Annotated in this window: 17 protein-coding genes and 1 tRNA gene; all 18 read left to right on the plus strand. The window is 56.5% G+C overall.

The window, feature by feature from the left end; all coding sequences use genetic code 11:
• The first annotated feature begins 13 nt into the window (after positions 1-13).
• The 18 genes from AC8GFZ_RS02620 to nuoK all read left to right on the plus strand — a co-directional run bounded on the left by AC8GFZ_RS02620 (position 14) and on the right by nuoK (position 15484).
• Positions 14-1183 carry a pyridoxal phosphate-dependent aminotransferase gene (locus AC8GFZ_RS02620; RefSeq protein WP_506642060.1) on the plus strand — a complete coding sequence of 390 codons (1170 nt, stop codon included), beginning with the start codon at positions 14-16 and terminating at the stop codon, positions 1181-1183.
• Between the two features lie 79 nt (positions 1184-1262).
• Positions 1263-1526 carry a 30S ribosomal protein S15 gene (gene rpsO / locus AC8GFZ_RS02625; RefSeq protein WP_506642062.1) on the plus strand — a complete coding sequence of 88 codons (264 nt, stop codon included), beginning with the start codon at positions 1263-1265 and terminating at the stop codon, positions 1524-1526.
• A gap of 212 nt (positions 1527-1738) precedes the next feature.
• Positions 1739-3922, plus strand: coding sequence for a polyribonucleotide nucleotidyltransferase (gene pnp, locus AC8GFZ_RS02630; protein WP_506642064.1), 2184 nt, complete (start codon positions 1739-1741; stop codon positions 3920-3922).
• Between the two features lie 32 nt (positions 3923-3954).
• On the plus strand, positions 3955-4707 hold the full coding sequence (tpiA, locus tag AC8GFZ_RS02635; RefSeq protein ID WP_506642066.1) for a triose-phosphate isomerase: 753 nt from the start codon (positions 3955-3957) through the stop codon (positions 4705-4707).
• A gap of 23 nt (positions 4708-4730) precedes the next feature.
• Positions 4731-5144, plus strand: a complete 414-nt coding sequence (gene secG / locus AC8GFZ_RS02640; RefSeq protein WP_506642068.1) for a preprotein translocase subunit SecG — start codon at positions 4731-4733, stop codon at positions 5142-5144.
• An 88-nt stretch (positions 5145-5232) separates the two neighbouring features.
• Positions 5233-5317, plus strand: a tRNA-Leu gene (locus tag AC8GFZ_RS02645).
• 181 nt (positions 5318-5498) lie between these two features.
• Complete coding sequence (locus AC8GFZ_RS02650) at positions 5499-5924, plus strand: bactofilin family protein (RefSeq protein ID WP_506642070.1); 426 nt, start codon at positions 5499-5501, stop codon at positions 5922-5924.
• A gap of 291 nt (positions 5925-6215) precedes the next feature.
• Positions 6216-6575, plus strand: coding sequence for an NADH-quinone oxidoreductase subunit A (locus AC8GFZ_RS02655; protein WP_506644200.1), 360 nt, complete (start codon positions 6216-6218; stop codon positions 6573-6575).
• A gap of 3 nt (positions 6576-6578) precedes the next feature.
• A complete protein-coding gene (locus AC8GFZ_RS02660) occupies positions 6579-7055 on the plus strand; it encodes a NuoB/complex I 20 kDa subunit family protein (protein ID WP_506642072.1) in 477 nt (158 codons plus the stop codon).
• Between the two features lie 9 nt (positions 7056-7064).
• The gene (locus AC8GFZ_RS02665) at positions 7065-7676 is read left to right on the plus strand and encodes an NADH-quinone oxidoreductase subunit C (protein WP_506642074.1); all 612 of its coding nucleotides are present in this window, start codon (positions 7065-7067) and stop codon (positions 7674-7676) included.
• A 3-nt stretch (positions 7677-7679) separates the two neighbouring features.
• Positions 7680-8933 (plus strand): NADH-quinone oxidoreductase subunit D, encoded by a 1254-nt coding sequence (locus AC8GFZ_RS02670; RefSeq protein WP_506642076.1) that lies wholly within the window; start codon positions 7680-7682, stop codon positions 8931-8933.
• Entirely contained in the window at positions 8930-9463 is a 534-nt protein-coding gene (gene nuoE / locus AC8GFZ_RS02675; protein ID WP_506642078.1) for an NADH-quinone oxidoreductase subunit NuoE, read from the plus strand. The genes AC8GFZ_RS02670 and nuoE overlap by 4 nt, the downstream gene beginning before the upstream one ends.
• Positions 9460-10812: an NADH-quinone oxidoreductase subunit NuoF gene (gene nuoF / locus AC8GFZ_RS02680; protein WP_506642080.1), complete on the plus strand. Its 1353-nt coding sequence runs from the start codon at positions 9460-9462 to the stop codon at positions 10810-10812. Before nuoE ends, nuoF begins: the two co-directional genes overlap by 4 nt.
• Positions 10813-10828: 16 nt before the next feature.
• The gene (gene nuoG / locus AC8GFZ_RS02685) at positions 10829-12928 is read left to right on the plus strand and encodes an NADH-quinone oxidoreductase subunit NuoG (RefSeq protein ID WP_506642082.1); all 2100 of its coding nucleotides are present in this window, start codon (positions 10829-10831) and stop codon (positions 12926-12928) included.
• Positions 12921-14003 carry an NADH-quinone oxidoreductase subunit NuoH gene (gene nuoH, locus AC8GFZ_RS02690; RefSeq protein ID WP_506642084.1) on the plus strand — a complete coding sequence of 361 codons (1083 nt, stop codon included), beginning with the start codon at positions 12921-12923 and terminating at the stop codon, positions 14001-14003. Before nuoG ends, nuoH begins: the two co-directional genes overlap by 8 nt.
• Positions 14004-14019: 16 nt before the next feature.
• The gene (nuoI, locus tag AC8GFZ_RS02695; protein WP_506642086.1) at positions 14020-14532 is read left to right on the plus strand and encodes an NADH-quinone oxidoreductase subunit NuoI; all 513 of its coding nucleotides are present in this window, start codon (positions 14020-14022) and stop codon (positions 14530-14532) included.
• A gap of 5 nt (positions 14533-14537) precedes the next feature.
• On the plus strand, positions 14538-15179 hold the full coding sequence (locus AC8GFZ_RS02700) for an NADH-quinone oxidoreductase subunit J (RefSeq protein WP_506642088.1): 642 nt from the start codon (positions 14538-14540) through the stop codon (positions 15177-15179).
• A complete protein-coding gene (gene nuoK, locus AC8GFZ_RS02705; RefSeq protein ID WP_506642090.1) occupies positions 15176-15484 on the plus strand; it encodes an NADH-quinone oxidoreductase subunit NuoK in 309 nt (102 codons plus the stop codon). Before AC8GFZ_RS02700 ends, nuoK begins: the two co-directional genes overlap by 4 nt.
• The last annotated feature ends 7 nt before the right edge of the window (positions 15485-15491 follow it).

A 15491-nucleotide genomic window follows, 5' to 3' on the forward strand; every position in this document is an offset into this window, starting at 1 on the left:
CAGGAGACAGACCTTGCGCACCGCTATCATGGACTTAGAGGCCTCGAAAATCCGCGAAGTGGCCAATGCGGGCTTGGGCCGCGACGACGTATTGGCCTTTTGGTTTGGCGAAGGCGATGAGGTCACGCCTGACTTTGTGCGCCAAGCGGCCATTGACTCTTTGCAACAAGGTGAAACCTACTACGCACACAACTTGGGTTTGCCAGCTTTGCGCCAGGCCATTTCTATCCATATGAGCGAAAACCACCCTGGACCGCATGGGCAGGGGGTTTCCTTGGATCGTGTGGCTGTGACTGCGGGCGGGGTGAATGCCTTGATGTTGGCGGTGCAGGCCTTGGTCAATCCCGGCGATGAGGTGCTGGCCATCACGCCGGTGTGGCCCAATTTGGTGGCCCAGCCCCGCATCATGGGTGCCCATTTGCGCACCTTGTCATTGCAGGTGGTCGATGGTGGCTGGCAGCTGGACTTGGATGCATTGCTTTCAGCCATCGGTCCCCAAACAAAGCTGTTGATTTTGAACGCGCCCAATAACCCAACCGGTTGGACCTTGACCCGCGAAGAGCAAGAGGCCATATTGCAGCGTTGCCGTGTGACGGGCACTTGGATCTTGGCCGATGAAGTGTATGAAGCACTTTATTACGCACCCACAGAAAATGCGTGCGCCCCCAGTTTTTTGGATGTCGCCGACCCGCAAGACCGTTTGGTCGTGGTGCACAGCTTTTCCAAAAGTTTTTTGATGACCGGTTGGCGCCTGGGTTGGTTGGTCATGCCGCCAGAGATGACCGACGCGATGGGAAAGCTGATTGAGTTCAACACCTCATGCTGCAGCGTGTTTACCCAACGCGCTGGTTTGGCGGCCTTGCAGCGCCGCCAAGAAATCACCCCCCGGGTGGTGGCCCATCTGAAATCTTGCCGTGACACCTTGGTGGGCGCTTTGCAGTCTTTGCCTGGCTTGGAGCTCAGCCTTCCGCTGGGCGGGATGTACGCCTTTTTTCGCATACCCGGGCATCATGATGGCTTGGTCACGGCCAAGCGTTTGGTGGCTGAGGCGGGCCTGGGCTTGGCCCCGGGTGAAGCCTTTGGCCCAGAAGCAGCAGGGTGGTTGCGCTGGTGTTTCGCTTCCCAAGACCCGCAACGTTTGCGCTTGGGGGTTGAGCGCTTGCAGGCCTGGACCAGGCTATAATCTTTGGGTTCGGGATTTTTCGAACGCACGCTAGGCGCAGTTCCAGTGCCCAGCGCAAGTCAAACTTTAAGGAAACACCATGACCACGCTTAATAAGGCAGAGGTTGTCAAAGCCAATGCCCGCAGCGCCAGCGATACTGGCAGTCCCGAAGTGCAGGTAGCCATTTTGACCGCCCGCATCAACGAACTCACCCCCCATTTCAAAACCCATGCAAAAGATCACCACGGCCGCCGTGGTTTGTTGCGCATGGTCAGCCGTCGTCGCAAACTGCTGGACTACCTCAAGTCCAAAGATGCCGATCGTTACACCGCGTTGATCGCCAAACTCGGTCTGCGCAAGTAATTTTGTTCAACGCATGAATGCTCGGCCACTGATGTTATTTCGGTAACTCGGTGGCCTTGCCACATGGAGAACTCGAGAACAGAGCGAAGCTGTGTCATTCCATCAAATGACCCCCGTGGGGGGTGTTTCATGGAATGGCATCGTGTTCTGTGACGATTTTTCCGGGCTTTGTGGAGGTGGCCCATACCTCCCATCAACCTCAGGAGAGACACATGTCTATTTTTAATAAAGTCACCAAAACCTTCCAGTGGGGCCAACACACGGTCACCTTGGAAACCGGCGAAATTGCCCGCCAAGCCACCGGCGCTGTGCTGGTCAACATCGACGACACCGTGGTGCTGGCCACCGTGGTCGGTTCCAAGTCATCCAAGCCGGGCCAAGATTTTTTCCCCTTGACCGTGGATTACATCGAGAAGGCCTATGCAGCCGGCAAGATCCCCGGCAGCTTTTTCAAGCGCGAAGCCAAGCCCAGCGAACTGGAAACCCTGACCTCCCGTTTGATCGATCGCCCGATTCGCCCTTTGTTCCCCGAGGGTTTCTACAACGAAGTGCATGTGGTGATCCACACCGTGTCTCTCAACCCCGAGGTTGATGCCGATATCGCCGCCATGATTGGCACCTCGGCTGCATTGGCCATTTCGGGTTTGCCTTTCAATGGCCCCATTGGTGCTGCCCGTGTGGGTTACATCAATGGCGAATATGTGTTGAACCCAGGTCAAACCCAGCGCAAAGACAGCCTGATGGATTTGGTGGTGGCTGGCACCGAGACCGCCGTGTTGATGGTCGAGTCCGAAGCCCAGCAGTTGTCCGAAGAGATCATGCTCGGTGCAGTGGTTTTTGGCCACGACCAAGGCAAGATCGCCATCAATGCCATCCACGAATTGGTTCGCGATGCTGGCAAGCCCGCATGGGACTGGTCTGCACCTGCCCGTGACAGCGACTTCGAAGCCCAATTGGCGACCCACGCACAAGACAAGCTGATGGCTGCCTATCAAATCCGCAACAAGCAAGCCCGCACCCAGGCTTGCCGCGAGGCTTACCAAGCCGCCAAAGACGGATTGACCGCCAGTGGCGTGGCATTTGATCCCGTCAAGGTGGACAACTTGTTGTTCGAAATCGAGTCACGCATTGTTCGCGGCCAAATCTTGGCCGGCGAGCCGCGCATCGACGGTCGCGACACGCGCACGGTGCGCCCGATTGAAATCCGCAACTCGGTGTTGCCCCGCACCCATGGCTCGTCCTTGTTCACCCGTGGTGAAACCCAAGCTTTGGTGATCTCCACGTTGGGGACTGAGCGCGATGCCCAGCGCATTGACGCTTTGGCCGGTGAGTTTGAAGACCGTTTCATGTTGCACTACAACATGCCTCCCTTTGCCACGGGCGAAGTGGGCCGCATGGGCAGCACCAAACGCCGTGAAATCGGTCATGGCCGATTGGCCAAGCGTGCTTTGGCAGCCGTGTTGCCCACCAAAGAAGAATTCCCCTACACCATGCGCGTGGTGTCTGAAATCACCGAATCGAATGGCTCTTCATCGATGGCCTCGGTGTGTGGTGGTTGCCTGTCCTTGATGGACGCTGGGGTTCCCCTCAAGGCCCACGTGGCAGGCATCGCCATGGGCTTGATCAAGGAAGGCAATCGCTTTGCCGTCTTGACCGACATTTTGGGTGACGAGGACCACTTGGGCGACATGGACTTCAAGGTCGCCGGCAGCACCCAAGGCATCACTGCCTTGCAAATGGACATCAAAATCCAGGGCATTACCCAGGAAATCATGCAGGTGGCTTTGGCCCAAGCCAAAGAAGCCCGCATCCATATTCTGGGCAAGATGCAAGAAGCCATGGGCGAGGCGCGCACCGAGGTGAGCAACTTCGCGCCCAAACTCTTCACCATGAAGATCAACCCGGAAAAAATCCGCGATGTGATTGGCAAGGGTGGGGCGGTGATTCGCGCCTTGACCGAAGAAACCGGTACCCAGATCAACATTGACGAAGATGGCACGATCACCATTGCCGCCACCGACGGCGCCAAAGCCGAAGAGGCCAAGCGCCGCATTGCCGAGATCACGGCTGAAGTGGAAATTGGCAAGGTCTATGAAGGCCCCATCACCAAGATCCTCGACTTTGGTGCCTTGGTCAATTTGTTGCCGGGCAAAGATGGCTTGTTGCACATCAGCCAGATCAGCCATGAGCGCATTGCCAAGGTCACGGATGTGTTGGCCGAAGGCCAAGTGGTGCGCGTGAAAGTGCTCGAAACCGATGAAAAAGGACGCGTCAAGTTGTCCATGAAAGCTTTGTTGGATCGGCCCGAGCACCCTGCTGACCATGCGCCTGCCCAAGGCCATGATGCCCCACACGATGGTGGCCATCGGCACCACGAACCCAAAAACGAAAACTGATCCCTAAGGAACGCAAGGGCGAGTTCAAGGTCATGAAGCGATTTTTGGTCGTTGGCAATTGGAAGATGAACGGGCTATCGGCGACCAACGCCGATTTGCTAGGCGCTCTCTTGCGCCCATCGCCAACCCGTGATCGCGTGGACATCGCCGTTTGCGTGCCAGCCCCCTATTTGGCCCAGGCTCAGCTGATTTGCCAGGGCTCGGATCTGGTGTGGGGTGCGCAAGATGTGTCTGCCCATGAGTCAGGTGCATACACCGGCGAGGTGTCTGCGGCCATGCTCCATGACTTCAAGGCCCGTTATGTGTTGGTCGGCCACTCTGAGCGACGCCAGTACCATGGTGAAAACTCTTCAGTGGTCGCAGCCAAAGCGCAAAGGGCGTTGGCCAAGGGCATCACCCCCATTGTTTGTGTCGGCGAGACGCTGCAAGAGCGAGAAGCCGGTCAAACCGAGGATGTGGTCAAGCGTCAATTGGCGGCGGTGATCCAGCAAGTGGGCCATTGCGCTAGCGAAATGGTGGTGGCCTACGAACCCGTTTGGGCCATTGGGACGGGTCGCACGGCATCGCCGGAGCAGGCCCAAGCCGTGCATGCCTTATTGCGGGCCCAACTGAGTGCGGCCACGGCCAATGCCCAAAGCATTCACTTGCTGTACGGCGGCAGCATGAACGCCAGCAATGCGGCCAGTTTGTTGGCACAACCCGATATTGATGGCGGCTTGGTGGGCGGCGCGTCCCTCAAACCCCTTGATTTTTTGGCCATTGTGGCCGCAGCCCAAGCGCTCTGAAGCGCTGATTAAACGAGATAACCATGACCTTGCTTCTCAATGTTTTATTGGTGGTTCAAATCTTGGCCGCATTGGTCATGATTGGATTGATTTTGATTCAACACGGCAAAGGCGCTGACATGGGGGCCGCTTTTGGCGGCGGCAGCTCTGGCAGTTTGTTTGGAGCCAGTGGCAGTGCCAATTTTTTATCGCGCAGCACTTCGGTGTTGGCAGCCGTGTTTTTCGTTTGCACTTTGGCCCTGGCTTACTTTGGAAACCTTAAACCGACCACTGAAGGCAGCAGCGTTTTGGAAACAGCCCCTTTGAATTTGCCCACTGGCCCCGCCGTGCAAATCCCAGGTCAAAACGATCCTGCCAGCACCAATGCGCCTGCCAATGCGGTGCCTGCCCCGGCCTCGTCCGGCACACCCAATGGTGCTGGCCAGATACCCAAATGATTTAAACCCATTGCAATGAATTTTTAACACCCCAATGCAGTTAAACTGCTTGGATTGGCATGCCCCTGAGGTGCCTTTCGATATTGATGCCGTCGTGGTGAAATTGGTAGACACGCTATCTTGAGGGGGTAGTGGCGAAAGCTGTGCGAGTTCGAGTCTCGCCGACGGCACCAAACTCAAAACCGAGCTTGCGTTTGCAAGACTCGGTTTTTTCTTATCTGCATGACGAACCACATGCATGGGCAGACCTCAATTGTTATTTCTTTTTATTTTTTAAATTATCTTCAAATAGTTATTTTTTAGTACAAAATACACCAAGCCCGTCTGTGAAAATTTTTGATGGAGAGGTGTGCAATGGATTGGAATCGACGTTTTGAACAAGTCTTTGCCAGCGGCAGCGAAGCGTCAGCCCTGGCACGCACCCAAATTGGCGCTGGAGCGTACATCATGGGTGATGTGATCAGCGCAGAATCGGTCGAGTTGAGTGGGCACATCACCGGTCGTTTGGTGTCGGTCAACGGGGAAAAAAAGGGCTCAGTTCTGGTCAAAGCCAAGGGTTCTCTGCAAGGCCAGTTGGTGGGCGACGATGTGACCATCCTGGGGCGTGTTCGAGGCACCGTCAGGTCTGCGGGTGTATTGCGACTGGGTGCCGATGCACAGGTGGAAGCAGATTTGGGCTATGGGGATCTGTTCATTCAGCCTGGCGCAATGGTCAAAGGCGCGCTGTCCCCCGTTGTGTCGCCAACAGTGACCGACTTGCCGCATTTGGCGAAGGCTTAACGCCCAGCGCTTTTGGCGCGCCCGCGGGTCTGGGCGCCATTTGCGCGATGACCCAACCTTTTGCTCCGATCAAGGCGCATTCGTGTTTGGGTGCGTGATAAGATGCCGCCTGTTTCAACGACCTGGCAGACACTGTCTGCGGCAAATGTTTCACATTTGTCCTGGTTGATCACAGCCCATGACCAGACTCCCAAGCTCATCGCCCTCCCACCCGGTCCAGGATGTCATATTCTTGTCAGCGCTGGGGTTCACAGTACGCTTTCACACCATGTCCTCAGGGACGAGCCTGCGATGAATCTAGAAGCCTATCTCCCCGTCTTGTTGTTTATTTTGGTGGGTTTGGCCATTGGTGTCGCACCCCAAGCCATCGGTTATTTTTTGGGCCCACAGCGACCCAACGAAGCTAAAAATTCTCCTTATGAATGCGGTTTTGAAGCGTTCGAAGATGCGCGAATGAAATTCGATGTGCGCTACTACTTGGTGGCCATTTTGTTCATTTTGTTCGACCTTGAAATTGCATTTTTATTTCCTTGGGCTGTGGCTCTGAAGGAAATTGGCCCCGTTGGCTTTTGGGCCATGATGATTTTCCTGGCCATTTTGGTGGTTGGTTTCGCCTACGAGTGGAAAAAAGGGGCGCTGGATTGGGAGTAAACCATGTCACTTGAAGGCGTCTTCAAAGAGGGGTTCATCACCACTTCATACGACTCGGTGGTGAATTGGGCCAAGACGGGGTCCTTGTGGCCCATGACGTTTGGCTTGGCATGCTGTGCGGTTGAGATGATGCACGCGGGTGCTGCCCGCTACGACATTGACCGCTTTGGCATGTTGTTTCGGCCCAGCCCACGCCAATCTGACCTGATGATTGTGGCCGGAACCCTGTGCAACAAGATGGCCCCAGCTTTGCGCAAAGTCTATGACCAAATGAGCGAGCCGCGCTGGGTTTTGTCGATGGGTTCTTGTGCCAATGGGGGTGGTTATTACCACTACAGCTATTCCGTGGTGCGTGGCTGTGACCGCATTGTTCCGGTGGATGTGTATGTGCCCGGATGCCCGCCCACGGCTGAAGCGCTTTTGTACGGTATTTTGCAACTGCAAAGCAAAATCCGGCGCGAAAACACCATTGCCCGCTGAGACGCCCCCATGAGTGATCGCCTCGATACGCTTCAAAGTGCTTTGCATGCGGTGCTGGGTTCAGATGTGGTTCAGCTCGATCAGCGCTTGGGTGAGTTGACCTTGACGGTGGCTTCATCTGCTTATTCTTCAGTCGCGCAGCGATTGCGCGATGACCCCAGCCTGGCTTTTGAGCAACTCATCGACCTGTGTGGCCTGGATTACTCGGCCTACAAAGACGGTGCCCACAGTTGCCACACCGATGGCCCCCGTTTCGCAGTGGTTTGCCATTTGTTGTCCTTGACGCACAACTGGCGCTTGCGCTTGCGTGTCTACGCGGTGGACGATCACATGCCCCGGGTGGATTCAATCAACCCCATTTGGAGTTCGGCCAATTGGTTCGAGCGCGAGGCCTTTGATCTGTTTGGCATTGTCTTTGACGGCCACGAAGATCTGCGCCGCTTGCTCACCGACTATGGCTTCATTGGCCACCCATTCCGCAAAGATTTCCCGACCTCGGGCCATGTGGAAATGCGTTATGACGCCGAGCAAAAACGGGTGATTTACCAGCCGGTGAGCATTGAGCCGCGGGAAATCACGCCACGCATCATCCGAGAAGAGCAATACGGCGGAACGCATTGAGCCATGGCTGACATCAAAAATTACACATTGAATCTCGGCCCGCAGCACCCCGCGGCCCACGGTGTGCTGCGCTTGGTGCTGGAGCTCGATGGCGAGGTGGTTCAGCGCGCGGACCCGCACATTGGCTTGTTGCACCGTGCCACAGAAAAATTGGCCGAGAGCAAAACCTACATCCAGTCTCTGCCCTACATGGATCGCCTTGATTACGTCTCCATGATGTGCAACGAGCACGCGTACTGCTTGGCGATTGAAAAGATGATGGGCTTGGAAGTGCCCGAGCGGGCCCAGCACATCCGGGTGATGTTTGCCGAAATCACGCGCTTGCTCAACCACTTGCTGTGGCTGGGCTGCCATGGCTTTGATTGCGGTGCGATGAACATCCTGATTTACTGCTTCCGCGAGCGCGAAGATTTGTTTGACATGTACGAAGCGGTCTCTGGCGCGCGCATGCATGCCGCCTATTTCCGCCCAGGTGGTGTTTACCGTGATTTGCCAGACACCATGCCGCAGTACAAGCTGAGCAAGGTGAAAAACGAGCGTGCCATTGCCCGCTTGAATGAAAACCGACAGGGCAGTTTGCTCGACTTCATCGACGATTTCACCCGCCGCTTCCCGGCCTTTGTCGACGAGTACGAAACATTGTTGACCGACAACCGCATCTGGAAGCAACGCACGGTGGGCATTGGCGTCGTCACCCCTGAGCGGGCGAAAAATTTAGGGTTTACCGGTGCCATGTTGCGGGGTTCGGGCGTGGCTTGGGATTTGCGCAAGCACCAACCCTACGATGTCTATGACCGCATGGACTTTGACATTCCGGTGGGCAAAACCGGTGACTGTTACGACCGGTATTTGGTGCGGGTGGCTGAAATGCGCCAGTCCAATCGCATCATTTCTCAGTGCGTTGATTGGTTGCGGCGCAACCCGGGCCCGGTGATCACCGACAACCACAAGGTGGCGCCGCCAGCACGCGAGGCGATGAAGGCCAACATGGAGGAGTTGATCCACCATTTCAAGCTCTTCACCGAGGGCTTCCATGTCCCTGAGGGCGAGGCTTACGCGGCGGTTGAGCACCCCAAAGGTGAATTCGGTATTTACTTGGTCAGTGACGGTGCCAACAAGCCCTACCGTTTGAAAATCAGAGCCCCTGGGTTTGCCCACTTGGCGGCGATGGATGAAATGTCACGCGGTCACATGATCGCCGATACCGTGGCCGTCATCGGCACCATGGACATTGTGTTTGGGGAAATTGACCGATGAGCACCAGCGCACCCGTTCTCGCGCCAATGGCCTTGTCTGAGTCCACAACTCAGCGTTTTGCCAAAGAGGTGGCCAAGTACCCAGCTGACCAAAGCCAGTCGGCTGTCATGGCCTGCTTGTCCATCCTGCAGCAAGATACCGGTTGGGTCAGCCCAGAGGGTGAATTGGCCGTGGCCCACTATTTGGGCATGCCGGTGATGGCTGTGCGTGAGGTCAGCAGTTTTTACAACATGTACAACCTCAAGCCTGTGGGGCATTTCAAGATCAATGTCTGCACCAACTTGCCCTGCCAGTTGCGCGATGGTGCCAAGGCCTTGGCCCATGTGTGTGCGCGTTTGGGCGTCGAGCCTGGCGGCACCACGGCCGATGGCGTGTTCACCGTGCAGCCCGGTGAGTGCATGGGCGCTTGTGCCGATGCGCCCGTGGTGTTGGTCAACGACCGCAGCATGTGCAGCTTCATGAGCCATGAAAAACTCGATCAGCTGATCGACGGCTTGCGTTTGGCTGCGACTGACAAGGCCATGCCATGAATGCACAGCAATTGATTTCCCAATTTCAAGCCCAGGGGCTGGAGTCCAGCTTCCACGGCCGGCACATTCAGCCACAAATTTTGGCCGGTTTGAACGGCAGCAATTGGCACCTGAAGGACTATGAGTCGCGTGGCGGCTATCAAGCGTTGCGCAAAATATTGGGCCAAGATGGCTCTGAAGGCCTGACGCAAGATCAAGTGATCGCCATCGTCAAAGAGTCTGGCTTGCGCGGGCGTGGCGGTGCCGGTTTTCCCACCGGCCTGAAGTGGAGCTTCATGCCGCGCCAATTTCCAGGCGCCAAATACCTGGTGTGCAATTCTGACGAAGGCGAGCCCGGTACCTTCAAAGACCGCGACATCTTGCAATTCAACCCGCACATCGTGATCGAGGGGATGGCCATTGCGGCATATGCCATGGGCATTGGCGTGGGCTACAACTACATCCACGGTGAAATTTTCAAAACCTACGAGCGTTTTGAAGAAGCCTTGGAGGAGGCGCGGGCGGCTGGTTATTTGGGCGAGAAGATCATGGGCTCGGCCTTTTCTTTTCAGCTCCACGCCACCCACGGTTTTGGCGCATATATCTGCGGTGAAGAAACAGCCTTGCTGGAGTCATTGGAAGGCAAGAAAGGTCAGCCGCGGTTCAAGCCGCCGTTCCCTGCCAGTTTTGGTTTGTACGGCAAGCCCACCACCATCAACAACACCGAAACTTTCTCGGCCGTGCCGTGGATCATCAACAACGGCGGCGCTGCCTATTTGGCCTGTGGCAAACCCAACAACGGGGGCACCAAAATCTTCTCCATTTCCGGGGATGTGGAGCGACCCGGCAATTATGAAATTCCATTGGGCACCCCGTTTGCCACTTTGCTCGAATTGGCCGGTGGCATGCGCTCAGGGCGCGCCTTGAAAGCGGTCATTCCCGGCGGTTCTTCTGCCCCTGTTTTGCCCGCCTCCATCATGATGGACATCACCATGGACTATGACGCCATTGCAAAAGCGGGCTCCATGCTCGGCTCTGGCGCGGTCATCGTGATGGACGAGCGGCGTTGCATGGTCAAAAGCCTGCAACGCTTGAGCTATTTCTACATGCACGAGTCGTGTGGCCAATGCACCCCTTGCCGCGAAGGCACGGGTTGGTTGTGGCGCATGGTGGATCGGATCGAAAACGGACAAGGCCGCCCCAGCGACATGGACTTGCTCGACAACGTGGCCGAAAGCATCATGGGTCGCACCATTTGTGCGCTGGGCGATGCGGCTGCCATGCCCGTGCGCGGCATGTTGAAACACTTTCGAGCAGAATTTGAACACCACATCACGCACAAGACCTGCATGGTCTCGGTGCCTGTTTAAGGCTTGAGCACACACCATGGTTGAAATCGAACTCGATGGCAAAAAAGTGGAAGTGGCTGAAGGCTGCACGGTGATGCATGCCGCTGAAAAAGCCGGTACTTTCATCCCCCATTTTTGTTATCACAAGAAGCTCAGCATCGCTGCCAATTGCCGCATGTGTTTGGTGGAAGTGGAAAAGGCCCCCAAACCCATGCCTGCTTGTGCCACCCCGGTGACCCAAGGCATGGTGGTTCGCACCCAGTCGGACAAAGCAGTCAAGGCGCAAAAGTCGGTGATGGAGTTTTTGCTCATCAACCACCCCTTGGACTGCCCGATTTGCGACCAGGGCGGCGAATGCCAATTGCAAGACTTGGCCGTGGGTTATGGAGGCAGCGCCTCCCGTTACGAAGAAGAGAAACGCGTTGTGTTCCACAAGAACATTGGCCCGCTGATCAGCATGGAAGAGATGAGCCGTTGCATCCACTGCACCCGCTGCGTGCGCTTTGGTCAAGAAGTGGCCGGTGTCATGGAGTTGGGCATGTCCCATCGCGGCGAACACTCAGAGATTGAAACCTTTGTCGGTGCCACCGTGGATTCGGAGTTGTCGGGCAACATGATCGACATCTGCCCGGTGGGTGCCCTGACCAGCAAGCCCTTTCGCTACAACGCCCGCACCTGGGAGCTCAGCCGTCGCCGCTCGGTCAGTCCGCACGATGCCACGGGCGCCAACTTGGTGGTGCAAGTGAAAAACAACCAGGTGATGCGTGTGGTGCCGTTTGAAAACGAGTCCATCAATGAGTGCTGGATCGCCGATCGCGACCGCTTCTCCTACGAGGCGCTCAACAGCCCGGACCGACTCACCCAGCCCATGCTCAAGCAAAACGGCGAATGGCTGACGGTGGATTGGGCCACGGCCCTTGAATACGTCGCCAATGGTTTGCGCCAAATCAATGCCGATCACGGCCCCCAACAATGGGGCGTGTTGGCCAGCCCGCACAGCACCGCCGAAGAGCTGCATTTGGCCGCTCAGTTGGTGCGTGGCATGGGCAGTGACAACATCGATACCCGCTTGCGCGCATTGGACTTCCAACACGACGGCAAGGTGCATTGGCTGGGCACCTCGGTGGCCTCTTTGTCAGCGCTTCAGCGTGTGCTGTTGGTGGGGACGCATGTGCGCAAAGACCAGCCTTTGTTGGCCCAGCGCATTCGCCAGGCCGCACGGCGTGGTGGTCAGGTGATGCAAATCAACGAGCGCCTGCGGGACTGGGCGATGCCGGTTCAGCAATCGTGGATCACCGAGCCCGCCCTGTGGCCCCAAGCCCTGGCCGAAGTGGCCGCAGCCCTGGCCCAACTGCAAGGCATTGCCGCCCCGGTGGCGGTGGCCCAAACATCTGCACATGCGGTGGCCATCGCCAAAGCCCTCATGGGTGGTGAGCGCAAAGCCATCTTGTTGGGCAATGCGGCTGCACACCACCCCAAGGCCTCTGCCTTGCTCGCCTTGGCCAACTGGATTGGCGTGAACAGCCAAGCCACAGTAGGCTATTTGGGTGAAGCCGCCAACACCGTCGGTGCGCAGGTGGTGAATGCGCGGCCTCAACGCACGGGCTTGAACGCCGCACAAATGCTCCAAGGCCAACTCCAGGCTTTGCTGCTGCTCAACACCGAGCCCGCCTTTGACAGTTCCTTGTCGGATGTGTCCCATTTGGCCCAAGTGCCCATGGTGGTCACGTTGTCGCCTTTCAAGGCCAACATGGACATCAGCGATGTGCTCTTGCCCATTGCGCCCTTCACCGAAACCGCTGGGACATTTTTCAACACCGAGGGTGTTGCACAAAGTTTCCACGCCGTGGTCAAGCCTTTGGGCGAAGCACGTCCAGGCTGGAAGGTTTTGCGGGTTCTGGGCCACATGCTCGGTCTGCCTGGCTTTGAAGTTGAAACCTTGGACGAAGTGCGGCATCAGGCTTGGTCAGCTGACATCGCCTTGCGCTTGTCGAACCAAACCCAAGCCGCGATGGACATCACACCCAATGGGCAGATGCCCGTCACAGCTTCGATTTACCAACTCGATGGTTTGGTGCGCCGCTCGCCGCCTTTGCAGCGCACGGCAGATGCCCGCCCTGAGGTGAGCCATGGTTGACACGATTTTCTTCGCCGGTCAAGGCTTGTTCGCTTTCCCAGCTTGGGCCTCGGTGATGTGGCCGGTGTTGTGGACCCTGATCAAAATCGTCGCGGTGGTTTTGCCCTTGATGGGCTGCGTGGCCTACCTCACCCTGTGGGAGCGCAAGGCCATTGGCTTCACCCAAATTCGTTTGGGCCCCAACCGCACGGGACCACTGGGTTTGTTGCAGCCCATTGCCGACGCCCTCAAGCTCTTGACCAAAGAAATCATCTTGCCCACGGCGGCCAACAAGCCTTTGTTTTTGCTGGGCCCCATCATGACCATCATGCCGGCCTTGGCCGCTTGGGCCGTGGTGCCTTTCGGTCCTGAAGTGGCTTTGGCCAATGTCAATGCCGGCCTGTTGTTCTTGATGGCCATCACTTCCCTGGAGGTGTATGGGGTGATCATCGCCGGCTGGGGCTCCAACTCCAAATATGCGTTTCTGGGCGCCATGCGGGCATCGGCCCAAATGGTGAGCTATGAAATTGCCATGGGTTTTTGTCTGGTGGTGGTGCTGATGGTGTCATCCAGCCTCAACATGAGCGACATCGTCATGGGTCAGGCCAAGGGGCAGTTCGCTGAAAGCGGATTGAACTTCTTGTCATGGAATTGGCTGCCCCTTTTTCCGATTTTTATCATTTACTTCATCGCCGGTTTGGCCGAGACCAATCGCCATCCCTTTGACGTGGTCGAGGGCGAGTCCGAAATCGTTGCCGGCCACATGATCGAGTACTCCGGCATGTCTTTCGCCATGTTCTTTTTGGCCGAATACGCCAACATGATCTTGGTGTCCATGCTCACGGTGGTCATGTTTTTGGGTGGTTGGTTGCCGCCCATTGACAGCCCCTTGTTCAATGCCATCCCGGGTTGGATTTGGTTGGGCCTCAAGGTGTTCGTGGTCGTGACCATGTTCATTTGGGTGCGCGCCACGTTCCCTCGTTTTCGTTACGACCAAATCATGCGTTTGGGTTGGAAGGTTTTCATCCCCGCCACTTTGGTGTGGTTGGTGGTGGTGGGCTTGTGGATGCAAAGCCCTTGGACCCTGTGGCCATGATGCGGAGAAACCCACAATGACCAGCTTGGCAACCCGTTCCCCTTTTTCTTGGCGCGACTTCATCAGAAGCTTCATGCTGCTGGAGTTGTTCAAGGGCATGGCCCTGACCGGCAAATACATGTTTGCCCGCAAGATCACGGTGCAATTTCCCGAGGAAAAAACACCCGCCAGCCCTCGTTTTCGTGGCTTGCATGCGCTGCGTCGTTACGACAACGGCGAAGAGCGGTGCATCGCTTGCAAATTGTGTGAGGCGGTATGCCCGGCGATGGCCATCACCATCGAATCAGATGTCCGCGATGACGGTTCACGCCGCACCACCCGCTATGACATCGACCTGACCAAATGCATTTTTTGCGGCTTTTGTGAAGAAAGTTGCCCGGTTGACTCCATTGTGGAGACCCACATTTTTGAGTACCACGGCGAAAAACGTGGCGATTTGTACTTCACCAAGGACATGCTGCTGGCTGTGGGTGACCGATACGAACGCGAAATTGCTGCGCACAAAGCGGCCGACGCCAAATACCGTTGAATGCCATGGACACCACTTCCGCTTTGTTTTACCTGTTCTCCGTGGTCATGCTGTTTGCGGCCTTTCGGGTCATCACGGCCAGCAACACCGTGCATGCGGCCTTGTATTTGGTGTTGGCGTTCTTCCAAGCATCTGGTCTTTGGATGCTGCTCAAAGCAGAGTTCTTGTCCATCACCTTGGTGTTGGTGTATGTGGGCGCGGTGATGGTGTTGTTCTTGTTCGTGGTGATGATGCTCGATGTCAACATTGAGAGTTTGCGAAAAGGGTTTTGGCGCCACTTCCCGGTGGCCGCGACCATGGGCGCATTGATCGCCTTGGAATTGGCTGCTGTGCTGATGGGTGGGTTCCGCGCCACGCAGCCCATTGCCGAATTTGCCAACAGTTCACCCGACCCCTTGGCCCAAGCTTCCAACACCAAAGAGCTGGGCATTTTGATTTACACCCAATACCTGTACCCCTTGGAAGTGGCTGCTGTGATTTTGTTGGTGGCCATCATTGCAGCCATTGCTTTGACCTTGCGCACGCGCAAAGACAGCAAATACCAAGACCCCAGTGAGCAAGTTCGCGTCAAAGCCGCAGACCGCATGGAACTGCTCAAGATCGAACCGGTGCGTCCTGCACCCCCCAAAACCCAGGAGCAACCATGAGTTTGACGCTGGGTCACATGTTGACCGTCGGGGCCATCTTGTTTGCCTTGTCGGTCACGGGTATTTTTCTGAACCGCAAAAACCTCATCGTGTTGCTGATGGCCATTGAGTTGATGCTCTTGGCCGTCAACCTCAACTTCGTGGCCTTTTCCTACTTCTTGGGTGATTTGCATGGCCAGGTGTTTGTCTTTTTCATCCTCACCGTGGCCGCCGCAGAATCTGCCATAGGCCTGGCCATTTTGGTCTTGTTGTTCCGCAATAAAACCAGCATCCATGTGGAAGAACTCGACAACCTCAAGGGCTGACAGCACG

The organism is Limnohabitans rimovensis (SeqCode), from assembly GCF_965234775.1.
GTDB classification, from domain to species: domain Bacteria; phylum Pseudomonadota; class Gammaproteobacteria; order Burkholderiales; family Burkholderiaceae_C; genus Limnohabitans; species Limnohabitans rimovensis.